The sequence below is a fragment of the Janthinobacterium kumbetense genome (assembly GCF_023703445.1).
GTDB lineage: Bacteria > Pseudomonadota > Gammaproteobacteria > Burkholderiales > Burkholderiaceae_D > Janthinobacterium > Janthinobacterium kumbetense.
Genome location: NZ_JAMQGR010000007.1, coordinates 180,010 through 204,248 on the forward strand (window position 1 = coordinate 180,010; position 24,239 = coordinate 204,248).

Below are 24,239 nucleotides of genomic sequence, written 5' to 3' on the forward strand. Positions count from 1 at the left end.
CAAATAAGTCGGGAAGCAAATTCCGGGGTCAGACCCGCCGGGTCTGACCCCAGCTTTAATTCTGTGGGTTAATAGCGAATTACACCACGCCATCAGTCTTCAGCCGTGCGATGGCGGCCGCATCATAGCCGAGCGACGCCAGCACCTCGTCGTTGTGCTGGCCCAGGGTGGGCCCCAGCCACTGCGTCTTGCCCGGCGTGGCGGACAGTTTCGGGCTGATGGCGGGCAATTTGACAGGCGTGCCGTCGGCGAAATGGTGTTGTTCGAACATGTCGCGGGCGAGGAATTGCGGGTCGCTCAGCATGTCGCGCACCGAGTAGATTTTGCCAGCCGGTACGTCTGCCGCCTTCAAGACGGCCAGCGCGCTGTCGATCGTGTGCGTGGCGCACCAGGCGCCGATGGCGTCGTCGATTTCCTGCGTGCGCGCCACCCTGCCGTCGTTGCGCGCCAGCTGCGGGTCGCCCGCCATGTCGATGCGGCCCATAGCCAGCATCAGCCGCTTGAAGATAGCGTCGCCGTTGCCCGCGATGACGATGTTTTCGCCGTCGCCCGTCGTGTAGGTATTCGAGGGCACGATGCCGGGCAAGGAACCGCCCGTGCGCTCGCGCACCACGCCCGCCTGGTCGTATTCGGGCACCAGCGACTCCATCAGGTTGAACACGGATTCGTATAGGGCCACGTCGACCATCTGCCCTTCGCCGCCATCCCGGCCACCCGTCACGTCGCGGTGGCGCAGCGCCATCATGGCGCCGATCACGCCGTGCAGGGCTGCCACGGAGTCGCCGATGGACACGCCCACGCGCACGGGCGGGCGGTCGGCAAAGCCGGATACATAGCGCAAGCCGCCCATCGATTCGCCGATGGCGCCGAAGCCGGGCAAGTCCTTCATCGGTCCCGTCTGGCCAAAGCCGGACAGGCGCACCATGACGAGGGACGGTTTCTCTTTCTTGAGCTGCTCGTAGCCGAGATCCCACTTTTCCAGCACGCCGGGGCGGTAGTTCTCGATGATGATGTCCGCTTCCAGGGCCAGCTGGCGCGCGATGGCCCGGCCCTCGGGCGTTTTCAGGTTCAGCGTTAAACTTTTCTTGTTGCGCGCCTGCACCGACCACCACAGCGAGGTGCCGTCTTTCAGCACTCGCCAGGTACGGATGGGGTCGCCGCCATCGGGCGACTCGATCTTGATCACGTCGGCGCCGAATTCGGCCAGCATGCGGGCGCAGAACGGCCCCGCGATCAGGGTGCCCAGTTCCAGGACTTTGATGCCCTGGAGGGGGCCGGAAGATGCGGAAGCGTCTGTCATGTTGTAGTCAGGTTGCCCTGCGGTCGAGCATCGCGCGGGCAATCGTGCCCGCGTCGACGTATTCCAGTTCGCCGCCCACGGGCACGCCGCGGGCCAGACGGCTCACGCGCAAGCCCCGCGCCTTCAGCATTTCGCTGATGTAGTGGGCCGTCGCTTCGCCTTCATTCGTGAAATTGGTGGCCAGCACCACTTCGCCGACCACGCCATCGTTGGCGCGGTTCAGCAATTTTTCCAGGTGGATATCTTTCGGGCCGATGCCGTCCAGCGGAGACAATCTCCCCATGAGGACGAAATACAGGCCCTTGTAGGTGAGCGTCTGCTCGATCATCAGCTGGTCGGCGGGCGTTTCCACCACGCACAGCAAACGCTTGTCGCGCTCTTCGTCGAGACAGGTCTCGCACACTTCGTGTTCGGTAAACGTATTGCACAGGCCGCAGTGATGCACGGCATCGACGGCCTGGAACAGGGCGCGCGACAGCATGGCCGCGCCTTCCCTATCGTGCTGCAACAAATGAAATGCCATCCGCTGCGCCGACTTGGGGCCGACGCCGGGCAGGCGCCGCAGCGCCTCGGTCAAGAATTCAAGCGACTTGGACATGGATCAACCTTGCCCCGTGCCATAGATCGAGCGCATGCGGTCTTGCATCAGAATGGCATTTTGAAGCCGGCTGGCAAGTTCATGCCGCCAGTCAAGCCTGCCATTTTTTCCGCGGACGTCGCTTCCGCCTTGCGCACGGCGTCGTTGAAGGCGGCGGCCACCAGGTCTTCCAGCATGTCCTTGTCGTCGGCCAGCAGCGACGGGTCGATGGACACGCGCTTGACGTCGTTCTTGCACGTCATGACGATTTTCACGAGGCCGGCGCCGGACTGGCCTTCCACTTCCACCAGCGCCAGTTGTTCCTGGGCCTTTTTCATGTTGTCTTGCATTGCTTGCGCCTGCTTCATCAGGCCAGCCAGTTGATTTTTCATCATGAGAATGCTCCGTTCAATTCAGTTTGTGAGTGTGTTAATCATCAATGCAGGGTCGGCGCGGCGGAACCGGCCGGTGCAGGGGTAATCGTTCCCGGCACAACAAAAGCGTCGAATACACGCTTCATGTCGAGCACGAAGGGATCGCTGGCGATGGTTGCTTCCGCTTGCAGCTGGCACGCCTCGCGATGGGCCTGCGCTTCCGCGCTGGCCGTGTACCAGACGGCGCCCAGTTCCGTGTCGACCGCGACCTTGCGGCCGAAGCGTTCGGTGAGCGCGGCCGCCAGTTTTTCCACGTTGGCGGGACTGCGCCACGTATCGATGGGCACGCGCAGGCGGAACGTGGTGCTGTGGCCATCGTGCAGGCATTCGATCAGCTCGGCCTGCACGGCCAGCTGCTGGGCCACGCCGCGCAAGGGCAGCACGGCGGCCACGGCCGGCCAGTTGCCGTCCCAGTCCAGGCCCGGCACGGGCGTGATCACATACGGCCCGCTGGGCGCGGCTTGCTTGGCGGCTCGCTGCGGCATGACGACGGCCGGCTGCTCGCTGCTTGGCGCGGCGGGCGCCGACACGGCGGCGGACGCGCTGTCGTCGGAAAATTCGGTGACCCACGGCGGCAAGTCGTCATCCGGCTGCGCTGGCGGCGGCGCGGCAGGACGTGCCTGTTGCACGGGCGCCGCAGCGGCCGCTGGTGCTTCCATCACGGCAACTGGGGGCGCATCGTCCCACGGCGCAGGCGCTTTCGCGGCGGCGGGCGGCGGCGGTGGCGCGGCCTGGACGGGTGCGGCCGGGGCTGGCGCCGCGGCGACCGGCTCTGGTGCGGGTGCAGCCGGCTTGGGCGCCGACGATGGCGCCGACGGCGCGCTGCCGGGACGGCCTTTCGAGGCGGCGCGGGCCGCTTCCAGCGCCGCATTGATGGCGGCGCGGGCGGAACTGATCGGGGCGCCCGATGCGGCCGGGGCGGCTGCGGCAGCTGGCGGCGCCGCTGGTGGCGGCGCCGGGGCGGCGACAGGCGCCGGTGCCGGAGCAGCCGCGCGCGGCGGCGGCGCTTCGCTGCGCGCCATGCTGGCGGCAGCGGCGGCCACGACGGCGGGCGGGGTCACGGCGGCGTGGCTGGCCACGCTGTTCGTGGCGGCGCGGGCCGCCGGGGCAGATGCGCCTGCCGCGGCGCGCGCGGCGGCCACGGCGGCGGGACGATTGCCCGGAGCGGCCGCTGGTGCGGCGGCCGGCACGCCATCGGCGCCGCCTATGCCGGGCCGAAAGGCCAGCATGCGCAGCAAGGTCATGGTAAAGCCCGCATATTCATCGGGCGCCAGGCCCAGTTCATTGCGGCCATGCACGGCGATCTGGTAAAACAGCTGCACTTCTTCCGCGTCAAACGCGGCGGCCAGGCGCACGATATCCGCGTATTCGGGCAAATCTTGCGGCAAGGCGGCGGGCACGGTTTGCGCCAGCGCAATGCGGTGCAATAAAGTGCCCAAATCCTGCAGGGCGCCGTTATACGACAGGCTGCGCGAGGCCATTTCGTCGGCCACGGCCAGCAAATCGGCGCCATCCTGCTGCGCCAGCGCGTCGAGCAGGCGCACCAGGTACGACTGGTCGAGCGCGCCCAGCATGCCTTGCACGGCATCTAACGTGACTTCGCCGGCCGCATAGGCGATGGCCTGGTCCGTCAGCGACAGCGCGTCGCGCATGGAGCCGTGGGCGCCCTGGGCCAGCAGGCGCAAGGCCGGCTGTTCGAAGGCGATGCCCTCCTGCCCCAGGATATTGTCCAGGTGGCTGATGATGTGGCCGGGCGGCATCTGCTTGAGGTTGAACTGCAGGCAGCGCGACAGCACGGTCACGGGTATCTTTTGCGGGTCCGTCGTGGCCAGGATGAACTTGACGTGCTCGGGCGGCTCTTCCAGCGTCTTCAGCATGGAATTGAACGCGTGGTTCGTCAGCATGTGCACCTCATCGATCATATAGACCTTGAAGCGGGCATTGCTTGGCGCATACACGGCTTGCTCGAGCAACTGCGCCATTTCATCGACGCCGCGGTTCGACGCCGCATCCATCTCTATATAGTCGACAAAGCGTCCCGCGTCGATCGCCGTGCACGCTTCGCACACACCGCACGGCTGGGCCGTGATGCCGCCCGTGCCATCGGGGCCGATGCAATTGAGCGACTTGGCCAGGATGCGCGACAGGGTCGTCTTGCCGACGCCGCGCGTGCCCGTGAACAGGTAGGCGTGATGCAATCGGCCGCTGTGCAAGGCATGCGTGAGCGCGCGCACGACGTGCTCCTGGCCGACGAGCGTCTCGAAATTCTTGGGGCGGTATTTACGGGCGAGGACTTGATAGGACATGCTGAGATTTTACCATGCGATTTTGCGGGTGATCCTGCGCGGCGGGCGCAAGCCTCATGGCCGGGCCATTCAAAATGGCAAACGCGGCAAAGCAGCAATTGTATAACATGGCCAGCTGGAAATATGGAAAACACGGCAAGCCCGGCAATGCTGCGGGTCGGCAAGAAAATGGGGCCGTAAAAGCAAAAAAGCTGCCCATGGCAGCTTGATTGTCGATCCTGATAAAACATTCCCGAAGGAGGCGAGCCTGATCTGCGGCACTCATGGTTAATAGCCGTGGCTGCTTCGTTCCCGACCTGACCAGGTTAGCCATGCCACGATGCGCAGGGGCCCGCCGGGGACAATTATAACCGACCTGCGCACGATTGGGGAAGCAAGCTGAAATCCGGGGTCAGACCCCCGGTCAAGTTGGCAATGACCTTTGCGTCAGCGGTGTTGAGGGTCTGACCCCAGCCGTTCTACAGCCCCAGCTCTTGCCAGATGCCATCCACCTTCGCCTTCACTTCCGGCGTCATGGCGATCGTCGTGCCCCATTCGCGCGTCGTTTCGCCCGGCCATTTATTCGTCGCATCGATGCCCATCTTGCTGCCCAGGCCGCTGACCGGCGAGGCGAAGTCCAGGTAATCGATGGGCGTGTTGTCGACCAGGGTCGTGTCGCGGATGGGGTCAACCCGCGTCGTGATGGCCCAGATGACCTCTTTCCAGTCGCGGATATTCACGTCTTCATCGACCACCACGATGAACTTGGTATACATGAACTGGCGCAGGAAGCTCCACACGCCGAACATCACGCGCTTGGCGTGGCCCGCGTACTGTTTCTTGATCTGCACCACGGCCATGCGGTAGCTGCAGCCTTCGGGCGGCAGATAGAAGTCGGTGATTTCGCTGAACTGCTTTTGCAGCAGCGGCACGAACACTTCATTCAGGGCCAGGCCCAGCACGGCCGGCTCGTCCGGCGGTTTGCCTGTATACGTGGAGTGGTAGATCGGATCGCGGCGCATGGTGATGCGGTCGATGGTAAACACGGGGAAACTGTCCTGCTCATTATAGTAGCCCGTATGGTCGCCATACGGCCCTTCCAGCGCGTGCTCGTAGCCGCTCGGATGGTTTTCATCCGGATAGATATGGCCTTCGAGCACGATTTCGGCGGACGCGGGCACGCGCAGCTCGCTGCCGATGGCTTTCACCAGCTCCGTGCGGCTGCCGCGCAGCAAGCCGGCGAACTGGTATTCGGACAGGCTGTCCGGCACCGGCGTGACGGCCCCTAATATAGTAGCGGGATCGGCGCCCAGCGCCACGGCGATCGGATACGGCTTGCCCTTGCTCTGGATCGCGTGCTCGCGGAAGTCCAGCGCCCCGCCCCGGTGCGCCAGCCAGCGCATGATGACTTTATTACGCCCCAGCACTTGCTGGCGGTAAATGCCCAGGTTTTGCCGCTTCTTGTTCGGGCCCTTGGTAATCACCAGGCCCCAGGTAATCAGGGGAGCGACGTCGCCGGGCCAGCAATGCTGGATCGGCAGGCGCGCCAGGTCCACGTCGTTGCCTTCCCAGACGATTTCCTGGCACTTCGCGCCGCGCAACTCCTTCGGCGACATGTCCCACACGGATTTCACCAGGGAACCGAGTCCCAGCAAGTCCTTGAAATCCTTCGGCGGCTCCGGCTCCTTCAGCCGCGCCAGCACATGGCCGATCTTGCGCAACTCGCTGACGTCTTCCGCGCCCATGCCCAGCGCCACGCGGCGCGTGGTGCCGAACAGATTGCCCAGCACCGGCATGTCGTATCCCGTCGGATTGTTGAACAGCAAGGCCGGTCCGCCTGCGCGCAAGGTGCGGTCGCACACTTCCGTCATCTCCAAAATCGGTGAAATGGGGGTCGAAATGGGCTTAAGTTCACCCATTTGTTGCAGTTGAGAAATAAAATCTCGCAAATCTGAATATTTCATGTGTTTTTAATTTTTTTTGACGTCGGACGCCGTTGCTGAAGGATCTATGCCAAGTAATTGATTTTATTGGCTTTTGGCACAATGCAAGTCAAAAAGTAAGACATAAAAGTAATAAAGAAACGATTCGTTAGTATTGACTTGATATAAAACGGCTTCTACAATTCGCCCAACTTGAAAGAGCACGCCGGCCCAGAGCTTGATTTTAGCGTTTCTCTTTCATTCACGGAGTCGGGGCTCCACATGACATTTTAAGGAGTGTTTTCAAAAGGCGTCTGCCTTACCCCCGGTAAAAGTTGTATTGCGACTGATCCAATACCAAAAACGGGACCGATCAGCTCAAGCAAGCAATGACGGCGTTTCTCGCACGCATCCATACGCGGCGGAAACGATGATATTTCTGATGCACGGCATTGGCAGTACCCACAACACCGCGAGACCGCGGAGGGACTGCCTGTTGACGCGACATTTCGGGGAACTCTATGACTCATCGTAGCACTGAAGCAGCATTGCCTGCTTCAACCGTGGCTGGCCAGCCAGCGTTGGCGCGTTTGCGCGCCCGCGCACAGGCCATTTCAGCACGTGGCGTTTTGACCACGGCACAACACACACTGACAGTCTTCGGCATTTCCGCCCTGGCACTGATCGCCCTGCTGATGTTCCGCCCGGACCTGGGCAAGCAACTGACGCACAGCCTGTTCCCGCTGCCGATGGCAGAGGCGCAAGCCGTTGAAGCACCGGCCCTGTCCGCACTGATGGAAGCGCCTGCTTCCGTGCAGACGGCCGCCGCCAGCGATACCCCGCTGACCAAGGAAGAAAAAGCCTTGCTGGGCACGCAAAAGCAGCAGCAATGGGTTACCAACTGGCTCTCCAAGCGCTACCGCGTGGCCAACGACGCGACCAATATGCTCGTCTCGACGGCTTACCTGACGGCCCGCGAAATCAAGCTGGACCCGCTGCTGATCCTGGCCGTGATGGCCATCGAATCGGGCTTGAACCCGTTCGCGGAAAGCCCCGTCGGCGCGCAAGGCTTGATGCAAGTCATGTCGAAAGTGCACCATGAGCGCTTCCAGGAAATGGGCGGCGTGCAAGCGGCGCTGAACCCGGTCGCCAACATCCGCGTCGGCTCGCTGATCCTGAAGGACTACGTCACGCGTGGCGGTTCCGTCGAAGCGGGCCTCAAAACCTACGTGGGCGCCGCCAACTTCGCCACCGACTCGGGCTACGGCTCGCGCGTGCTGGCCGAATACCGCCGCCTGAAACAAGTGTCGGCCGGCCAGCGCGTGCCGACGACGACGCCGGTGATGGCATCGAACACGCCAGCGCCAGCCAAGGCGCCGGCAGCGGAAAGCGGCATCACCATCAAAGTACTGCCCCACAACGAGATCGCCGGCCTGTGACCCTTTAAAAGCCCTCACAGGGGCATCCAAAAAGCAGCACCCAGTAAAAAAGCCACCGCACGCAAGTGCCGGTGGCTTTTTTATTGCCCTGCGGCACTGGCCGCAGGAACTGCTCTCTATATTACTTGCGCTTGTTGGCGTTGACTTCTTCCTCGCGGAATTTCACTGCCAATTTATCCAGCACGCCGTTCACATACTTGTGGCCATCGATACCGCCAAACGACTTGGCCAGCTCGACCGCTTCGTTGATGACGACGCGGTACGGGATTTCCATGTTGTTCTTCAGCTCGAAAGCGCCGATCAGCAGGATGCCGTGTTCGATGGGCGACAGTTCCGCGATATTGCGGTCGATCAAGGGTGCCATGCTTTCGCGCAACGCCAGCGAATCCTTGATGGCGCCGTACAGCAACACCGTGAAATGATCGCCATCGGCCTTGTCGAAACCATGCGCGGCGCGAATATTGTTCACGACGGTAGTCGCGTCTTCATTGTTCAGCAGCCACTGGTACAAGCCCTGCAGCGCAAACTCGCGCGCGCGGTGACGCGGCGTGCGGTTTTTGCTGGGATTGGCGAGCAAATTTTTCTCAGTCATGATTGTTACCTGTTCTTAAGTACGTGTTCACTACAAATTCCGGCGAGACAGCACGGCGCGCTTTTCAACGCGCCGCAGCCAACCGCGTGTCAGAACGTTCGAGAAAATGCTCAGAGCAAGGCGCGAGCCCGAAGACAGTACGAATGTACGGCGAGGGCTTGCAACGCAGCTATGGGCGTTTTATCGGACGTTCACTACACGGCTAGTCCTCCTCGGATTCTTGCAACTCTTCCAGCGCTTGCGCCAGATTAGCCATTTCCACTGCCACGCGTGCCGCTTCTGCTCCCTTGACCAGCATGCGTACTTCCGCTTGCTCGTCGTTTTCCGTCGTCAACACTGCGTTGGCGATGGGGATGCCGTAATCGAGACCGACGCGCGTGATGCCCGCGCCCGATTCGTTCGATACCAGCTCGAAGTGGTAGGTTTCACCGCGAATCACGGCGCCCAGTGCGATCAGGGCATCGAATTGCTCGGTTTCCGCCATTTTTTGCAGAATCAGTGGGATTTCCAGGGCGCCCGGCACGGTCACGTGCAGGATATCTTCATCGGCCACGCCCAGCTTGCTCAACTCTTCCAGGCATGCCGACAGCAAGCCACCACCGACGATTTCATTGAATCGTGCCTGGACGATACCGACGCGCAAACCTTCGCCGGCAAAATTAGTTTCGTATGCTCCTACGGTCATCATATGCCTCTTTAATCTGGTGGTTCAGGGCGACATGCACATGTCGCCATCGTTTACTCTACATCGACGCCTGACAAAATCGTAGCGAGCGGCAGCGAGTTGTGGTCGAGAAGCGCAACTGTACGAAGGTACAGTGAGCATCACAGGCCGCAAATCGCGACGCGCAGCAGATTTAGTCAGGTGCCCTGGCCTGGGTGGCACTGAAAACCTGTTACTTCCAGGTCGAAACCGACCATCGACGGCATCTTGCGTGGGCTGGCCAGCAATTGCATCTTGCTCACGCCCAGGTCGCGCAGGATTTGCGCGCCGATGCCGTAGCTGCGCAAGTCCATGCTGGCGGCGCGGCCTTTCGGCTTGGCTTGCGGCGTATCGAGCGCGGCGAACTGGGCAAACAGCTCGCCCGACGTCTCGCCGCAATTCAGCAAGACCATCACGCCCCGCTCGGCCTGCTTGATGGCGGCCATCGAGGCGGCCACCGTCCACGAGTGGGTAGTCGCTTCGCTTTCCAGCACGTCCAACAGGGAAACGGGCTGGTGCACGCGCACCAGCGCTTCCAGGCCGGGCGCCAGGTCGCCATGCACGAGGGCCAAATGGGCCGATGCGCTCGGCTTGTCGCGGAAGGCGATCAAACGGAATTCGCCATGCGCCGTATGCAGGGTACGCTCGGCAACGCGCTCGACCAGGGACTCCGTCTGGCTGCGGTAATGGATCAGGTCGGCAATCGTGCCGATTTTCAAGCCATGTTGCTCGGCAAACAACAGCAAGTCCGGCAAACGCGCCATGGTGCCGTCGTCCTTCATGATTTCGCAAATCACGGACGCGGGCGTCAAGCCGGCCATGGCCGTCAGGTCGCAACCGGCTTCCGTATGGCCTGCGCGCATCAGCACGCCGCCTTTTTGCGCTTTCAGCGGGAAGATATGGCCAGGCTGGACGATATCGCTAGGCTGCGTGCCCTTGGCAACCGCCACCTGGATGGTCTTGGCGCGGTCGGCGGCGGAAATGCCCGTCGTCACGCCTTCGGCCGCTTCGATGGACACGGTAAAATTGGTGCCGTAGGCGGTGCCGTTGCGCGATGTCATCATCGACAGGTTCAGCTCGTCGCAACGCTCTTCCGTCAGGGTCAGGCAAACCAGGCCACGCGCATGCGTGATCATGAAATTGATGGCTTCAGGCGTCACGAAATCGGCGGCAAGCACCAGATCGCCTTCATTTTCCCGGTCCTCTTCATCGACCAGTATCACCATGCGGCCGGCGCGCAATTCAGCGACGATCTCTTCGGTGCTGGATATTGACATTATTCATCCTCTGAAGACACCTGGCAAAACCTGCTGCGCGTCGGTATAGGCGGCTTGCGATGCTCACCGTACCTTCGTACGGTTGCGCTTCTCAGCCACCTCTTCCTTCCGCTCGCGACGGTTTTGCCTGGCGTTGTTAATGAAACTAAAAACTGAAATATCGAGCGCGAAAATTCCGCGAATTTCCGGGAATTTTCTTATAACCTGCTATTTTAAAGGATTTAGCGCTTGCAGACCTGAAATAAGACAGCTTTGCGGCACGGATGCCACCGCCTGCCCCGCAAAGCGCCAATTCCCTGATCCAGCGCACACGGCGGCGGCAAGACGCGCGCCGCCGGCCTTGCAAAGAGCATAAGATCGACCCGTCACCGCCACGGCGCTGACGCCCCATTCGCAGCGACACCCCACACAGGAGCGGCACTATGAAAACCAACGGATCGGCCATCTGGTCAGGCGGCATCAAGGATGGCAAGGGCGCCATCAGCACGCGCAGCGGCGCCTTGCAGGAATACCCCTACGGCTTTGCCAGCCGCTTCGAAGGCAAGCCGGGCACGAATCCCGAGGAACTGATCGGCGCCGCCCACGCGGGTTGCTTCACCATGGCCCTGTCGCTGATCCTTGGCGAAGCGGGCCTGACGGCGGAAAAGATGGAAACCACGGCCGAAGTGACCCTCGACAAGGTGGACGACGGCTTTGCCATCACGGCCGTTCATTTGATCCTGAAAGCGAAGATCCCCGGCGCCAGCCAGGCTCAATTCGAAGAATTGACGGCCAAGGCCAAGGCCGGCTGCCCCGTGTCGAAGCTGCTCAAAGCCAATATCACGCTGGACGCTACCCTGCAACCCTAGATTTTCGTCACGGGCTTGACGGGCTCCACGGCAGCGACGGGCGCCACCAGCGGCAGGCGCGAGTCGCTGGCCGGCAATGACCGGTTCATCAAGCCGGGATTCAGGGCTGCATTGTTCAGGTTATACGCGGCGATGGCCGCCGCCACGGACGGGTCTTGCGACGACGGCGGCGGCACGGCCATGCCCGCGGCTTGCGCGGCCAGCTCTTGCGCCTGCGCATTTTGCTGGGCCAGCTGGGCTTGCGCCGTCGCCAGGCCCGCATCGGCTTGCCCCTGCGCTGCGCGCGCCAGCGATTGCGCACGATCGGATGCCGCCTGGGCCGCCATCTGCACGTCGCTTCCGGCCAGCTGCGTCCGTACCGCATCGTCCGCCGCCGCTTGCGCCTGCGGCTGCAAGCCCTGCTGCCGTACTTGCCCCTGGCGCAGCTCGTCCACGCGCGCAGCGTCCTGCTGCTGCGCCTGCTGATCGGTATTCATGCGTTCGGCGTCCAGGCGCTGGGCATCGACGCGCAGGTTGTCCGTGCGCTGCGTCTGCAGCAAGTCCGCTGCATTGTCGGCCTGTTGCGCTGGCGGCTGGGGCCGCAGTTCCTGCAAGTCCAGGTTCAGTTCTTCCGCTTCCAGTTGCTGCTGCAGTTCCAGTTGCCGCTGTGCAATGGCCGCCGTCTGCGGCGGCGCCGTGTCGACGGACTGCTGCGCGGCCTGCGACGCCTGCACGACGCCGGACGGCAGTGTTTCCCCCGTCAAATCCGCTTCGACACCGGCCGCCAGCGGCGCGCCCTGCTGCCGGGCCAGCACGGCGCCCACTTGCGCCAGCACCTCCGTTCCCTGTTGCAAGGCGTCCAGGGTGGCATTGCTGTCGGCCGCATACGCGGCTTGCAACGTTGCCGCATCGACATCTTCATTGCGCAAGTCGATGCCGATGCGGGTCAGTTGTGCCTGCGTGAGCAAGCTGCCGTCCTGCGCCAGCGCCGTGGCCACATCCGTCGTGCCGTCGCCCGACAATAAATCGTAGCGCTGCGCCAGGCTGCCCGGCGTGTCGCCGGCCGTCGCGAGCTGGCTGGCGTCGATGCCGCTCGTTTGCAGCTGGGCAAACGATTCCGTCAGTTGCCGCGCCAGCGCCAGCAAGTCTTCATTGACATTCACAGGGGTATTGGCCGCCCTGGCCTCTTCCGTGGCGCCCTGCAAGGCCAGCAGTTGCCGGCGCGACAAGGCCACGCCGGACAGGAACTGGCCCAGCGGGGAGATGTCTACCTGCGTCGAGGAAAGTATTGCAAGGGCAGCCGCCGCGCCGGATGCCGGCACGGGCTGCGCCGGCGCCAGAGGTGCCGTTGCGCCCACGCGGGACGTGGCCGGGATGGTGTTGGGCACGGTTGCGCGCGAAATCGGGTTCATGGCTAGCCTCCACTGCGGAAAGCTTCATAGTATGCGCGTCTGCAAGAAAAGCAACACACGCCTGGCAAGGCGGCTGTGTTGCCCTGTTCAGTTCTTATATCAGGCGGCGGCCTTGTCCAGCGACAGCATGCGCTCGACATAGCGGGCGATCAGGTCGATTTCCAGGTTGACCTTGCCATCGACCGTCAAGTGTTTCAAGGTCGTCATGGCGATCGTGTGCGGGATCAGGTTGATCGAGAAGCGGCAGCCGTTAACGGCGCCCGCGCCCAGGTCTTCCACGCGGTTGACGGTCAACGACACGCCATTGACGACGACGGAACCCTTGAAGGCCAGGTATTTCGCCAGTTCGTGCGGCGCTTCGATCACCAGTTCCCACGATTCGCCCACGGCTTCGAACTTGCGCACGATGCCCAGGCCGTCGACATGGCCGGACACCAGGTGGCCGCCCAGGCGCTCGGCCAGGGTCAGGGCTTTTTCCAGGTTCACTTCCGTGGTGGTATCGAGGCCCACGGTGCAATTGAGGCTTTCACGCGAGACATCGACGGCAAAACCCGTGTCCGACTTTTCCACCACCGTCATGCACGCGCCATTGATGGCGATCGAATCGCCCAGGGCCACGTCGGCCAGCGGCAAACCGCCCGCGTGAATATTCAGGCGCACGCCTGCATCGAGGCCACCGTCGAGCGGTTGCACGGTTTCAATCTTGCCGATGGCGGCAACAATTCCTGTAAACATGGAGCTAACCTTATAAAAAGTGTAAATCTATTAAGTACGCTGGGCGAATCTTGCAAGGATACGCACATCTTCGCCCACTTGCTGAACCTGGTGAAATTGCAAAGTGCGCTGCTGCTTGATATCCGTCAAGGTGGGCAAGGCAAACATGCCTTGCGCATCGCCCAGCAAGGTGGGCGCCAGGTAGACCAGCAGCTCGTCGACGCAGCCTTCGCGGATCAGCGAACCGTTCAGTTTGGCGCCTGCCTCGACGTGGACTTCATTGATTTGCCGGCGTCCCAGTTCCAGCATCAGCGCGGCCAGGTCGACCTTGCCGGCCGCGTTCGGCAACAGGATGACTTCGGCACCCAGCGCCTGCAATTGCGCCTGTTTCTCCGGATTGGCGACGGCCGCCACGATCCACGTGCCGCCGCCCTGCAGGATGCGTGCGTCGAGGCTGATGTCGAGCCGGCTGTCGACGACGATGCGGCGCGGCTGGCGCGGCGTCTCGACGGCGCGCACGTTCAGTTGCGGGTCGTCCGCCTTGACCGTGCCGATGCCCGTCAGGATGGCGCAGGCGCGCGCGCGCCAGGCGTGGCCGTCGGCGCGCGCTGCCGGCCCCGTGATCCACTGGCTCTGGCCATTGTGCAAGGCCGTCATGCCGTCCAGGCTGGCCGCCGTTTTCAAGCGCACCCACGGCTTGCCGCGCTGCATGCGCGAAAAGAAACCGATATTCATTTCATGCGCCTCGTCGGCCAGCACATCCGTCGTGACGGCAATGCCGGCCGCTTCCAGCTTGGCCAGCCCCTGCCCTGCCACCAGCGGATTCGGATCCGTCATGGCGGCCACGACGCGGCCCAGCCCCGCGCGCACGAGCGCATCGGAGCATGGCGGCGTGCGGCCATGGTGGTTGCACGGCTCCAGGGTGACATAGGCCGTGGCGCCGCGCACATCGTTGCCGCGCGCCGCCGCATTGGCCAAGGCTTGCACCTCGGCATGATCCTGCCCGGCCGCCTGCGTCACGCCGGCGCCGATCACCTGGCCATCCTTGACGATCACGCAGCCGATGCGGGGATTGGGCGAGGTCGTGTACAAACCGCGCGCCGCCCATTCCAGCGCCAGGCGCATGCCATCGATATCGTTGAGTATTTCCACGGGCTTCTTTGATAGTGAGTGATAAATGAGTCGGATTAGATGAGTCGGATTACGAACTGTCGGCCACGCCGCTGCAATTGGCCGCTTGCTGCTGCGGGTCGCACACGCGCACCCTGCCCAGCATATTGATTTTAATATGGCGCACCTGCTTTCCCAAAGCCAGGGACAAGGTCCCCCAGCGCGCCGCCAGGCTATTGGTCGCGCTGCAACTGCGGCCTGCGCCATTGTAGGCGATATAAAACGGCGCCGTGGCCGTCGAAAACGCGAACTGGGCCGTGATACCCTCCGGCAGCGGCCCCTGGCGGAACAGCAATTCGTCATCGCCATCGAACGCCAGGTTGGCATTGCGGTCGATGAATGCCAGCCAGCCCATGCGCCAATCCATGCCACCGGGTCCGGCCGGCATCAGCAGCACGCGCTGCCCCCGCGCCATCGCCTGCGCCCGCGTCAATTCGATGGCCGAGAACAAGTCCGTGGCCGCCGCCCGTACCTGCTGGCGCGCCAGCACCTGCTGCAGACTGGGCATGGCGGCGGCCGCCAGCAGCGCGGCAATCGCCAGCACGGCCAGCAATTCGAGCAAGGTATGCCCCGCCCGGCGTGGCTGCTTGCGCGAACGGGCAAACCAGGGCCGGCCGCAGGAAGGCGAAAGGCGGCATGACAGTGAATCCCCGCTGCCTCGTGCCCGCGCCAGCGCCAGCGCAACCATGACCTAGGGCCAGCAATGGCTGGCGGGGCCGCTGCTGCCGCGCTGGCCCGTGCTGTTCAAGGACAGGATGCCGCAATCGACATCCTGGAATTGCGCATCGACCTTGGCCGTGCCCGGCATGGCCCGCAACAGCACGCATTGCCCGATAGTCGCGCCGGGACAGGCCAGCGCCTCGATTTCATACGCGCTGCCGGCAGCCGGTCCTTCGCCGGACCACCAGGGAAACTGCTGCGCCTGCGGCGCGGGCGACGCCGAGGAAAAGGCCAGATAGTGATTGTTTTGCGAATAATAGCGCTCCTGTTGCTGCATCAGGCGCAGCAGGGCCGCCTGCCCCTGCACCCGCTTGGCGCGCACGACATGGCCGTGATAAGCGGGCGCGGCCAGCGCCAGCAGCAGGCTCACGATCGCCAGCACGGCCAGCAGTTCGATCAGGCTGAAGCCCGGCGGGTTGGCAGCAGGAGCGCCTCCGTTTGCAGTGCACCAATGCCGCCTTGCCAACGTCCCCATGCGATTTCCCCCTTTCCAAAAAGCGCCTGCCGATACGCTGCGCCAGCCTTGCCATGCCTATTTTTTCTTGGCCGCCTCGTGCAATTCGCGCCAGTTCGCCACTTCACGCCAGCTGAGGCGCCGGGCCGGCAGCGGCGCGCTGACGACCTTGAGCGCCGCCCCGCTGGCTGCGCCAGGCAAGCCCGGTTGCAGCACGGCCAGCTCCTTGCGCCCCTCGGCCCGCCCTGCCGCCGTCGGGGCGCCAACCGTGCTGTTCAGTTCGAGCGCCAGCGGCGGCGCGCGCGCCAGGCCATCGAACAAGCGCCCCGTCTGCTCGCCCGCCTGCACGACACCGGCGCCATCGGCGGCAAAGCCGCTCAGCACATCGAGCACGTACAGGCGCGTGGCCGGCTTGGCGCAAGGATCGCGCCCAGGCAAAACGGTGTTGAAGATCACCTTGCCGGCGGCCAATACGGGACTGCTGATGCTGCGTTCGCCCGTCTGCGCGGTATTGAGGAAATCGAGGTACCAGCCGCGCATGGCGTCGCTGCCCGTGTAGCGCAATTCGGCGCCGTCGACGCGCACGCCGCCCGCCGCCTCGCCCAGGCTGCGCTGCTCCAGGTCGGCCCGGCTGCGCGTGGAAGATGATTCCCGCAGATCGTCGTGCACGGCATAAAACGACTGCGACAGGAAGGCGGAAGGCCAGGTATCGGCCGCTTCGACCAGCTTGCCCGTGCCGAACAGCAGCACATAGCCGCCGCCGGGCGCGTAGGCCACGCTCAGTTGCTGCGTCACGGGCTGGCGCCGGCCCTGCGCATCGCGCGCGACAAAGACGAGCTTGCGTCCCTGCCCCTCCTTCCACGGCGGCCCGCCAGCCATGTCGAGGCGCCAGATATTGCCCTGCAAATCGCCTGCATACATATACGCCAGCGTGCCGTCGCTGCCCGGCACCACGGCGGGCGGACCCAGCGCCCGGGGCATGGCGTCCACATCCGCATCAACGTTCGCGTCTGCATCAGCGTCATGGCCGCCCCCACCACCGCTGGCCACGGGCACCTTGAGGCGGAAGTAATTACTTCCCAACACCCATGGCGTGCCGGGCGCCTTGTCCAGCGCCAGCAGGAAGATGGCGGCGGCCGACGCGGGCGCCGTCGTGTCCTTGCCATCGTTCACATGGTTGTTGTAGCCGCTGGCGACGATGGCAAAGTCGCGGTAGGCCGGCGCGCCCTCCTTGCCGCCCATATTGATGCGGGCGAAGGCGGGCGGCGCGCGCACATTGCCCATCAGCCTGTCGTCGCGGTCCGTAAATTCCCACAGCACCCCGTCTTGCGCGAAGCGGGCCGGGTCGGTGATGTCGAGCGCAAACACGCCCTGCGCCCCGCCGCCCATGCCCGACACCAGCACCGTCTTCCAATGTCCCAGCGCCAGCACTTCCGCCGTGGCCGCCGCGCCGTCAAGCAGCGGGCCGGAGCTGTAGTGAGTGCTTGCAGCGGCTGGCGCAAGGTGCAGCAGCGCTTGCGGCAGATAGGCAAACAATTCGCTGCCCGTGCGCGCATCGAAGGCATGCAACAAGCCGTCGCTGGCGCCCAGGTACAGCATTTTGCGCCGCTGCAGCAGCGCCTGGCGGTGCAAGCCATAGCCGGCGCCCGGCATGCCCAGCCCGGGCGCGCCCACGTACACGAGATTGCCGTATGGCGCCGCGCCCAGGCTGCCTGACCTGCGCCGCAGGAAACCGCCTGGCTGGCCCACCTCGTGCGTGCGCTGGCCCAGCAGGTACGCCAGGCGCGCCTCGCCCCGGCCATCGCCACTGTCGAATGCGCCGCGCTGCGCTGCGTCGAGGCGGTTCCAGGCCAGCGGCATCAGGCTGCCCTGGGCGTCGAGCGTGTAGACGGGACGCAAGGACGCGGGCGCGCCATCCGGCACGGGCTTATCCTGTCCGCCGACAGTCCACCATGGCTTGCCGGGAAGCAATGCGCCATCGGCCCCCACGGCAAACGCGGTGCGCGACACAGTCATGCCGCCATCGGCCAGGCGCAGCTGCGTCTGGAACCAGTATGCCTCTTCCGTGCCGGTGGCCAGCGCCATCAGGGCCGATCCTGCGAGCGCCGCCGGCAAGGTGCCCTTATCGGCTGCCGCGAAGGCTGCGCGCAGTCCCGCGATCAGGGCGGCCGGATCGCTGCCGGGCAAGTAATGACCGGGCCAGCGGCCGTCCAGGCTCCATTCATCCAGCGCGCCGCCCGTCGCGCTCTTGAAGGGGTTGGCGTCGCCATTCGCATCGAGAAAGCCGCCATACTTGGACGCCAGCAGCAAGGGGGTAGAGGCGGGAGTGGCAGCAGATTCGCCGGCCGGGTCGCCCTGGCGCAAGTCGCCCGCATAGTGCTCGACCTTTGCGCCGCCGTCGTTCTTGCCGCCGGGACGCAGGGCCTGCACATGCGACCAGTAGGCCAGGCCCGCCGCATGGTAGCTGGCGCCACTCGCCCCGTCGGCCAGCAATTCCAGCGCCGCCAGCTCCGGCCGTGGCGCGGGATTGCCGGGCATGCCGCCGCTTTCCAGGCTGCCCACCGCATGCGTCCAGGCCATCGCATCGAACGGCGGCGGCGCAAAACTGTCCGGCGCGCGGGCGCGGTCGCCGGATGCGGCAGGAGTGACCGGGACATTGCCGGGCACGTAACGGTCGCCCGCCATGCCCGCATCGCCGAGGCTGACGACGATATGCCGCTGGCAACTGGCCGTTTGCGGGTCGCTCCATTGGGTCACGACCGGCATGCCGTCGTCGATGGCAGGCGGGGCCGTGGCAGGCGGCACCGGGGCGCTCGCTTGCCGTCCCTGCAGGTAGCGCAGCGATTCGTACAGCAATTCGGCCAGCGGCGCCGCCCTGGCGTACGCGCCAGGATGCCCCGCATTGCCACGGCCCAGGCCATTGATGTAAGCGGTCACCCCGCCGCCAAGGCCCACGCCCTGGGCCGCAGCTTCGGCCATATATACGCCGGTGGCGGGATTCCACTCGGTGCCGGCATTGTCTTGCGGCAAATAGTCGGGCGCCGTCCAGCGCTGCCTGCCCACGTGGGCCAGCGGCGCGCGCAGCACGCCGCCATACACGGGGCCGGCGCTGGCGGGCACGCCGTTCAAATGGCCAAACACGCCCACGCGCACCCTGCCGCCATGGCGCTGCACGGCGCCCACCGGCTTGTAGTTCTTGCCATACGCCAGGCACAAGTCGTCGCGCAGCGGCCCCTCGTCAGCGTCGCACACGCGCACGCGCGCGAGGAACACCCCGTGCGTAGCAGCAAGGCCAGGCGCATCGCAAGTGCCGCCCGCAGACTGGCCAAGGCTGGCGTCGCCGAACAGCAGGCGGTTGCGGCAAGAAACGATGGCCAGTTGCGCCAGCGCAAATGGCGTCGCCGCCGCCACGCCGGCCTGCAAGACCTTGCGCGGGAAAAAGACGGGGTGGGCAAAAAAGTCGATGGGGCTGTCGGCGTCAGGCAGGTGGGCGCGCTGCAGCACCGTCTTGCGCACTTCGTCGATGACGCGGTCGCCGCCCGTCAGCGCATAGCGGACGAGGTCGAGCATGCTGGTGCTGGCCCAGTTGAGAAAGTTGCCGCTGAAACTATCGCCGCCGCAACCGTGCAGCGCATCGGCCGGTTTCAGCACGGAGAAGTAAGCGGTCGCTACGCGCAAGTCCGGCAGCATGACGCCATCCTTGTTGCGATACGGATAGCTGTAGCACATGCGCGCATGAAAATACCCTGCGTACTCGCGCTGCTGCGCATACTCGCCGCCATGCGCGGCAGCGGCTGCCGCATGCGTGAAGGACAGGTTGAGCAACAGATTCGGCGGCACCCTGGCGCCGTGCAAGCCCGCGTCGACCCGTGCCAGCGTCACCGGCGGGACGGCGGCGGCAAGGGCGCCGCCGCAACAGAGGCTGGCCAGACAGGCCAACAGCATCAGCCAGACGCAGCCGGCATGCCGCCGGGCAGACCGCAAAGCATGCCACAAAGTGGACGGCAAAGTGGGCGGCAAGATGAACCACGACGCCCTCATGGCCCCGCTCCCGCCGCCTGCTTGCGGTAATAGCTTTGCAGCACGACTTGCGTGCTTTCCTGCGCGCCAAAACCGATGGCCGTGATGCGGTACACATAGCTTTCCGTGGCCAGACCGCCGGCCACTGTCGTGGCCTGCGCGCCGGGCGGGTGAAACGGCAGCAATTCGATCAGGTAGCGGGGTCGGCGCGACGGCAGGAATCCCTGCCCCGTCTGCATGACGGCGCCCGTAAACTGGCCGTATGGCACGGTGCGGCTGCTGGCTTCGGCGCCATCGAGGTCCGTACTCAGCCAGAGGGCCGGCGCCTCCGGGGCTGCGGGCAGGCACAGGCCCAGCGCGCCGCCCTCACCACAACCCTCCGCGAACCCGGCCGCACTGCCTGGCGCGAAGAGGCTGCTGCGTCCCGGCGCGCCGGGCAAGCCTTCGATATCGTTTTGCGCATCCACCAGTGCCTCCTCCGCCGCCTGAAACGCGATCTGCCGGTCGCGCTCGCCGCGCGCCGCCTTTTCTCCCTGCAAGGCCATCTGCGCCGCCGATATGCCCAGCAACAAGATGATCACCAGCAGGCACAGCACATACACGAGGGTGGCGCCGCCGCATCGCGCACGAGGTGGGCGCCAAGGCACGCAACAGCGGACGCCCGCGCCAGCCATCGCGCCGCCCGCCTAGGCCGGCCCGTTGCGCAGCATGATGCTCGTCTGCACCAGTTGCCGCAGCCGCGAACGCGTCGCGGCAGGCAACGATGCGCGCGCGATGCGCACGCCCGTGTCGCCGGCGCCATGCGCCTCGGCATACGCCTTGCCGAACAGGTCGAACTGCGCCGGCCCCAGTTCCGCCATCTTGTCGGCCGGTCCCGCCTCGCCGTGCAGCAACAGTGCCACGCGCACGCTGGCCACGCGTTTCCAGTGCGTGCGCCGGTGAAAATCGCGCTGACGCGCGGCCGCGTCCGCCCCTTCCAGCAGCAGCGCCGCATCGTAGGCGTCGAGCGCGCTGGCGTTGACATAGCGGTTCGCCACGCCGTCAGGCGGCGTATCCGTGTCGAGGCCATACAGCACCTGGAAAGCATCGACGCCACGGATGACGGCGTCCGCGCCCCAGCCGTTCGCGCCCCGGTACTTGCAGCGCAGCTCGCCTTCGCCATCGGCGCCCTGCGCCACGTAGAAAATGCTCCAGCCCCGCTGCGCCTCCGTTTGCGCGGCGCCCACGCCGAAGCCGGCGCAATTGAGGACGGAACCGTCGCCGCCCTCTTCCTTGCCGGCGCCGTAATAGCGCAGGGCCAGCACGTCGCTGCCATGCAAGGCGCCAGGCAGCGCGCCGCTGATGCCGTCGCTGTTCTTGCCCAGGCTGCGCGCGTCGAGCCCGGCGACATTCGCGCTGTCGTAAACGGCATGGGCGACGGGCGCGGCGCTGCTGTCCCAATTCACATACGCCGTCTGGCGCACGGCGCGGGCGATGGTGTCGAGCGCATAGCGGGCGTTGTCATCCAGGCGAGCGCTGGCGGACTGGTCGCCATAGCTGCCGCTGGCCGCCAGCAGTACGCTACTGGCAGCCAGCATCAACAGTGCACCGAGCGACAGGGCCACCAGCAATTCGATCAGGCTCATGCCACGATGCCCGCCGTTCATGCGCCGCCCCCGCCCAGCTGGAATGCCAGCCTGGGCAGCGACTCGCCTGCCGCATTCACGGCGGGCGAGCCAACGGGCAGGCGGCCGCGCCAGCCCAGCTTGATGACGATGGGTGCGCCCTTGCCGCCGCTGCACGCCCACTGCAAGCCCTGGGCGGCGGCGTCCCACGCGGCAAGATCGCGGCAGATGCGCAGGCGCGCGCCGGGCAAGGCCGCATGCAGCCCTTGCTTCCATTCGGCGATGTCGAATTGCGCCAGTTCGGCCGCGCTGCAGGCGGCAGCGCCAAGACAGTCCGGCGCGCCACCGCCAGCTTCGGCGCTGTCCGCCGCCGCATATGCCACGTTCAGGTAGGGATTGCCCGCATCGGGGCCATTCATGAGCACGTTATTCGCGCGCATGCGCTCGGCCATGCCGGCGGCCAGTTGCACGCCTGCCGACAGCAGCGCCGACTCGTGGCGCGCGCGCAGGGCGTTCAATTGCAGGACGCTGGCGCCCAGCAGGCCCAGCGCCAACAGCAGCAGCGACACCAGCACTTCGACGAGGCTGCTGCCATCCGCAGGAAACATAGTGCGACCGCCCTTGCGCATGCGCTACTCCCTTCCGCAGAAAGAGCCGCAGGAACAGGCGGCCCAGCTACAAGATAGGCGCGCGCAAAAACCCGCGTCTGCGCTAGCGCAAACAGGACGATGATAAGTCGAGAAGAACGGCGTTGGGATTGATCAGACCGCTTGCCAGGCAAGCGCTGGCATGGTGAACACGGGGCGCACGAGCGGCCCCGTTGCCGGCAAAGTGAATGTCCGGGTGAGCGTCAGGGCTTGCGCGCCTGGCCCACTTCGGCGATCGCGTCCTGGAACTCGGCCAGGTCTTCGAAATTCTTGTAGACGGAGGCAAAGCGGATGTAGGCGATCTTGTCCAGGCGCTTGAGTTCCTGCATGACGAGTTCGCCGATATAGCCGGATTCGACTTCGCGCAAGCCGCTGGTGAGCAGCTTTTCCTGGATGGACGCGATGGCCGTATCCACAGAGGCGGCCGCGACGGGACGCTTACGCAAGGCCAGCATCAAACTGCCGCGCAACTTATCCGCAGCGAACTCCGTCCGGCTGCCATTCTTTTTGACGACGGCCGGCATGATAAGTTCAATGCGTTCGTACGTGGTAAAACGCTTGTCGCATTTGCCGCAGCGGCGGCGGCGCCGAATGGCATCCCCTTCCTCCGATACGCGCGTATCGAGAACCTGGGTGTCGCCGTGCTGGCAAAATGGACATTTCATGGGCTGGCTACAACTTTATAGTAATAATTACGGGAAATCGCCGCCCTTGTACAAAGGGCGCCCGAATCACTCCGGGCGCCCTTGGGCACGACTGGAATGTGTCATACAGAATCTTACTCCGTATGACACATTCTGGACAAATAATTATGCTGCGTACACTGGGTGCGCGTCGGCCAGTACTTTCACGGCCGCTTTCACGCGCTCGATGGTGGCGGCGTCATGCGGATTGTCCAGCACGTCGGCGATCAGGTTGCCCACTTCTTCCGCTTGCGCTTCCTTGAAACCGCGCGTCGTCATCGCCGGGCTGCCCAGGCGGATGCCCGAGGTGACGAACGGTTTTTGCGGGTCGTTCGGGATGCCGTTCTTGTTGCAGGTGATGTGCGCGGAACCGAGGATGGCTTCGGCTTCCTTGCCCGTCAGGTTCTTGGCGCGCAGGTCGACCAGCATGACGTGCGATTCGGTGCCGCCGGAAACGATGCGCAAGCCGCGCTTGATCAGGGTTTTCGCCAGCACGTCGGCGTTCTTGATCACTTGCTTCTGGTATTCGACGAATTCAGGGCTCAGCGCTTCCTTGAAGGCGACGGCCTTGCCGGCGATGACGTGCATCAGCGGGCCGCCCTGGATACCTGGGAAGATGGCCGAGTTGATGGCTTTTTCGTGTTCGGCCTTCATCAGGATGATGCCGCCGCGCGGGCCGCGCAACGATTTGTGCGTGGTCGAGGTGACGAAGTCGGCGAACGGCACCGGATTCGGGTACAGGCCGGCGGCGATCAGGCCGGCGTAGTGGGCCATGTCGACCATGAAGTAGGCGCCCACTTCCTTGGCGATCTTGCTGAAGCGTTCGAAGTCGATCTTTTTCGAGAATGCCGACGCGCCGGCGATGATCAGCTTGGGCTTGCGTTCGCGGGCCAGGCGCTCCATTGCCTCGTAGTCGATGTCTTCTTCCGCCGTCAAGCCGTAGGAAACGACGTCAAACCATTTGCCGGACATGTTCAGCGGCATGCCGTGGGTCAGGTGACCGCCTTCGGCCAGCGACATACCCATGATCAGGTCGCCTGGTTTCAACATGGCGAAGAACACGCCCTGGTTCGCCTGCGAGCCGGAGTTCGGCTGCACGTTCGCGCATTCGGCGCCAAACAGCTGTTTCACGCGGTCGATGGCCAGTTGCTCGGCCACGTCGACGTATTCGCAGCCGCCGTAGTAACGCTTGCCCGGGTAGCCTTCGGCGTACTTGTTCGTCAGCTGCGAGCCTTGCGCTTCCATTACGGCTGGCGACGTGTAGTTTTCCGACGCGATCAGTTCGATGTGGTCGTGCTGGCGCGTGTTCTCTTTTTGAATGACGGCGAACAATTCAGGATCGACGTTGGCGAGGTTGTGATCTTTTGCAAACATGTAAAAACTCCAAGTATGAGGGTGCTTGTACTGGCAGGTTGGATCGAATGAGGGGAGCCGGCGTTAAGTGAATAACAACATTGGA

22 protein-coding genes and 1 other RNA gene are annotated in these 24,239 nt (G+C 64.5%); 3 read left to right on the forward strand and 20 right to left on the reverse strand.

Annotation, left to right across the window (positions count from 1 at the left end; all coding sequences use genetic code 11):
• Positions 1–79 precede the first annotated feature (79 nt).
• Genes NCG91_RS19645 through NCG91_RS19660 form a run of 4 tightly spaced genes read right to left on the reverse strand, consistent with a single transcriptional unit; the run spans position 80 to position 4,617 of the window.
• On the reverse strand, positions 80–1,300 hold the full coding sequence (locus NCG91_RS19645) for a CaiB/BaiF CoA transferase family protein (RefSeq protein ID WP_251350885.1): 1,221 nt from the start codon (positions 1,298–1,300) through the stop codon (positions 80–82).
• 7 nt (positions 1,301–1,307) lie between these two features.
• Complete coding sequence (gene recR, locus NCG91_RS19650; RefSeq protein ID WP_034786598.1) at positions 1,308–1,898, reverse strand: recombination mediator RecR; 591 nt, start codon at positions 1,896–1,898, stop codon at positions 1,308–1,310.
• A gap of 47 nt (positions 1,899–1,945) precedes the next feature.
• Positions 1,946–2,272 (reverse strand): YbaB/EbfC family nucleoid-associated protein, encoded by a 327-nt coding sequence (locus tag NCG91_RS19655; RefSeq protein WP_034759121.1) that lies wholly within the window; start codon positions 2,270–2,272, stop codon positions 1,946–1,948.
• A 41-nt stretch (positions 2,273–2,313) separates the two neighbouring features.
• The gene (locus NCG91_RS19660) at positions 2,314–4,617 is read right to left on the reverse strand and encodes a DNA polymerase III subunit gamma/tau (protein WP_251350886.1); all 2,304 of its coding nucleotides are present in this window, start codon (positions 4,615–4,617) and stop codon (positions 2,314–2,316) included.
• A 56-nt stretch (positions 4,618–4,673) separates the two neighbouring features.
• Between NCG91_RS19660 and NCG91_RS19665 the strand changes: the two genes are divergently transcribed.
• Entirely contained in the window at positions 4,674–4,826 is a 153-nt protein-coding gene (locus tag NCG91_RS19665; RefSeq protein WP_161789605.1) for a hypothetical protein, read from the forward strand.
• A gap of 28 nt (positions 4,827–4,854) precedes the next feature.
• Here the strand turns inward: NCG91_RS19665 and ffs are convergent.
• Both ffs and ubiD read right to left on the reverse strand, forming a co-directional pair.
• Positions 4,855–4,953, reverse strand: an RNA gene (gene ffs, locus NCG91_RS19670) — signal recognition particle sRNA small type.
• A gap of 122 nt (positions 4,954–5,075) precedes the next feature.
• A complete protein-coding gene (gene ubiD, locus NCG91_RS19675; RefSeq protein WP_071650179.1) occupies positions 5,076–6,560 on the reverse strand; it encodes a 4-hydroxy-3-polyprenylbenzoate decarboxylase in 1,485 nt (494 codons plus the stop codon).
• 479 nt (positions 6,561–7,039) lie between these two features.
• Between ubiD and NCG91_RS19680 the strand changes: the two genes are divergently transcribed.
• On the forward strand, positions 7,040–7,957 hold the full coding sequence (locus NCG91_RS19680; RefSeq protein ID WP_180278601.1) for a transglycosylase SLT domain-containing protein: 918 nt from the start codon (positions 7,040–7,042) through the stop codon (positions 7,955–7,957).
• A 121-nt stretch (positions 7,958–8,078) separates the two neighbouring features.
• Here NCG91_RS19680 and nusB read toward each other — a convergent pair whose 3' ends face one another.
• The 3 genes from nusB to ribBA all read right to left on the reverse strand — a co-directional run bounded on the left by nusB (position 8,079) and on the right by ribBA (position 10,529).
• Positions 8,079–8,549: a transcription antitermination factor NusB gene (nusB, locus tag NCG91_RS19685; protein ID WP_034759129.1), complete on the reverse strand. Its 471-nt coding sequence runs from the start codon at positions 8,547–8,549 to the stop codon at positions 8,079–8,081.
• A gap of 202 nt (positions 8,550–8,751) precedes the next feature.
• Positions 8,752–9,234 carry a 6,7-dimethyl-8-ribityllumazine synthase gene (ribH, locus tag NCG91_RS19690; protein ID WP_099664961.1) on the reverse strand — a complete coding sequence of 161 codons (483 nt, stop codon included), beginning with the start codon at positions 9,232–9,234 and terminating at the stop codon, positions 8,752–8,754.
• 176 nt (positions 9,235–9,410) lie between these two features.
• The gene (ribBA, locus tag NCG91_RS19695; RefSeq protein ID WP_099664962.1) at positions 9,411–10,529 is read right to left on the reverse strand and encodes a bifunctional 3,4-dihydroxy-2-butanone-4-phosphate synthase/GTP cyclohydrolase II; all 1,119 of its coding nucleotides are present in this window, start codon (positions 10,527–10,529) and stop codon (positions 9,411–9,413) included.
• Between the two features lie 422 nt (positions 10,530–10,951).
• Between ribBA and NCG91_RS19700 the strand changes: the two genes are divergently transcribed.
• Positions 10,952–11,377 (forward strand): OsmC family protein, encoded by a 426-nt coding sequence (locus NCG91_RS19700; RefSeq protein WP_251350888.1) that lies wholly within the window; start codon positions 10,952–10,954, stop codon positions 11,375–11,377.
• Here the strand turns inward: NCG91_RS19700 and NCG91_RS19705 are convergent.
• From NCG91_RS19705 to glyA, 11 genes are all read right to left on the reverse strand, one after another.
• Positions 11,374–12,768, reverse strand: a complete 1,395-nt coding sequence (locus NCG91_RS19705; RefSeq protein WP_251350889.1) for a hypothetical protein — start codon at positions 12,766–12,768, stop codon at positions 11,374–11,376. The genes NCG91_RS19700 and NCG91_RS19705 overlap by 4 nt on opposite strands.
• 99 nt (positions 12,769–12,867) lie before the next feature.
• Positions 12,868–13,503, reverse strand: coding sequence for a riboflavin synthase (locus NCG91_RS19710; protein ID WP_034786589.1), 636 nt, complete (start codon positions 13,501–13,503; stop codon positions 12,868–12,870).
• A 30-nt stretch (positions 13,504–13,533) separates the two neighbouring features.
• On the reverse strand, positions 13,534–14,607 hold the full coding sequence (gene ribD, locus NCG91_RS19715; RefSeq protein ID WP_285817183.1) for a bifunctional diaminohydroxyphosphoribosylaminopyrimidine deaminase/5-amino-6-(5-phosphoribosylamino)uracil reductase RibD: 1,074 nt from the start codon (positions 14,605–14,607) through the stop codon (positions 13,534–13,536).
• Between the two features lie 76 nt (positions 14,608–14,683).
• Complete coding sequence (locus tag NCG91_RS19720) at positions 14,684–15,295, reverse strand: GspH/FimT family protein (protein WP_435526502.1); 612 nt, start codon at positions 15,293–15,295, stop codon at positions 14,684–14,686.
• Positions 15,296–15,343: 48 nt separating this feature from the next.
• Positions 15,344–15,847 carry a type IV pilin protein gene (locus NCG91_RS19725; RefSeq protein WP_251350892.1) on the reverse strand — a complete coding sequence of 168 codons (504 nt, stop codon included), beginning with the start codon at positions 15,845–15,847 and terminating at the stop codon, positions 15,344–15,346.
• A gap of 57 nt (positions 15,848–15,904) precedes the next feature.
• Entirely contained in the window at positions 15,905–19,771 is a 3,867-nt protein-coding gene (locus tag NCG91_RS19730; RefSeq protein WP_251350893.1) for a PilC/PilY family type IV pilus protein, read from the reverse strand.
• A gap of 92 nt (positions 19,772–19,863) precedes the next feature.
• Positions 19,864–20,493, reverse strand: a complete 630-nt coding sequence (locus NCG91_RS19735; RefSeq protein ID WP_251350894.1) for a pilus assembly PilX family protein — start codon at positions 20,491–20,493, stop codon at positions 19,864–19,866.
• Positions 20,494–20,532: 39 nt separating this feature from the next.
• Positions 20,533–21,492: a PilW family protein gene (locus tag NCG91_RS19740; RefSeq protein ID WP_354004630.1), complete on the reverse strand. Its 960-nt coding sequence runs from the start codon at positions 21,490–21,492 to the stop codon at positions 20,533–20,535.
• A complete protein-coding gene (gene pilV / locus NCG91_RS19745; RefSeq protein ID WP_251350896.1) occupies positions 21,489–22,079 on the reverse strand; it encodes a type IV pilus modification protein PilV in 591 nt (196 codons plus the stop codon). Before pilV ends, NCG91_RS19740 begins: the two co-directional genes overlap by 4 nt.
• A gap of 221 nt (positions 22,080–22,300) precedes the next feature.
• Positions 22,301–22,762 (reverse strand): transcriptional regulator NrdR, encoded by a 462-nt coding sequence (nrdR, locus tag NCG91_RS19750; protein WP_077401309.1) that lies wholly within the window; start codon positions 22,760–22,762, stop codon positions 22,301–22,303.
• Positions 22,763–22,906: 144 nt separating this feature from the next.
• Positions 22,907–24,154 (reverse strand): serine hydroxymethyltransferase, encoded by a 1,248-nt coding sequence (gene glyA / locus NCG91_RS19755; protein WP_034786580.1) that lies wholly within the window; start codon positions 24,152–24,154, stop codon positions 22,907–22,909.
• Between the last annotated feature and the right edge of the window lie 85 nt (positions 24,155–24,239).

Coding starts and splice junctions, on each gene's coding strand:
- NCG91_RS19710 (WP_034786589.1), bottom strand. CDS start 13,503: ATGTTTACAGGAATTGTTGCCGCCATCGGCAAGATTGAAACCGTGCAA.
- NCG91_RS19665 (WP_161789605.1), top strand. CDS start 4,674: ATGGCCGGGCCATTCAAAATGGCAAACGCGGCAAAGCAGCAATTGTAT.
- ribH (WP_099664961.1), bottom strand. CDS start 9,234: ATGACCGTAGGAGCATACGAAACTAATTTTGCCGGCGAAGGTTTGCGC.
- ribD (WP_285817183.1), bottom strand. CDS start 14,607: ATGCGCCTGGCGCTGGAATGGGCGGCGCGCGGTTTGTACACGACCTCG.
- NCG91_RS19700 (WP_251350888.1), top strand. CDS start 10,952: ATGAAAACCAACGGATCGGCCATCTGGTCAGGCGGCATCAAGGATGGC.
- recR (WP_034786598.1), bottom strand. CDS start 1,898: ATGTCCAAGTCGCTTGAATTCTTGACCGAGGCGCTGCGGCGCCTGCCC.
- ubiD (WP_071650179.1), bottom strand. CDS start 6,560: ATGAAATATTCAGATTTGCGAGATTTTATTTCTCAACTGCAACAAATG.
- NCG91_RS19730 (WP_251350893.1), bottom strand. CDS start 19,771: ATGCTGTTGGCCTGTCTGGCCAGCCTCTGTTGCGGCGGCGCCCTTGCC.
- pilV (WP_251350896.1), bottom strand. CDS start 22,079: ATGCGCAAGGGCGGTCGCACTATGTTTCCTGCGGATGGCAGCAGCCTC.
- NCG91_RS19740 (WP_354004630.1), bottom strand. CDS start 21,492: ATGAACGGCGGGCATCGTGGCATGAGCCTGATCGAATTGCTGGTGGCC.
- nusB (WP_034759129.1), bottom strand. CDS start 8,549: ATGACTGAGAAAAATTTGCTCGCCAATCCCAGCAAAAACCGCACGCCG.
- NCG91_RS19705 (WP_251350889.1), bottom strand. CDS start 12,768: ATGAACCCGATTTCGCGCGCAACCGTGCCCAACACCATCCCGGCCACG.
- glyA (WP_034786580.1), bottom strand. CDS start 24,154: ATGTTTGCAAAAGATCACAACCTCGCCAACGTCGATCCTGAATTGTTC.
- NCG91_RS19655 (WP_034759121.1), bottom strand. CDS start 2,272: ATGATGAAAAATCAACTGGCTGGCCTGATGAAGCAGGCGCAAGCAATG.
- NCG91_RS19660 (WP_251350886.1), bottom strand. CDS start 4,617: ATGTCCTATCAAGTCCTCGCCCGTAAATACCGCCCCAAGAATTTCGAG.
- NCG91_RS19725 (WP_251350892.1), bottom strand. CDS start 15,847: ATGGGGACGTTGGCAAGGCGGCATTGGTGCACTGCAAACGGAGGCGCT.
- nrdR (WP_077401309.1), bottom strand. CDS start 22,762: ATGAAATGTCCATTTTGCCAGCACGGCGACACCCAGGTTCTCGATACG.
- NCG91_RS19680 (WP_180278601.1), top strand. CDS start 7,040: ATGACTCATCGTAGCACTGAAGCAGCATTGCCTGCTTCAACCGTGGCT.
- NCG91_RS19645 (WP_251350885.1), bottom strand. CDS start 1,300: ATGACAGACGCTTCCGCATCTTCCGGCCCCCTCCAGGGCATCAAAGTC.
- ribBA (WP_099664962.1), bottom strand. CDS start 10,529: ATGTCAATATCCAGCACCGAAGAGATCGTCGCTGAATTGCGCGCCGGC.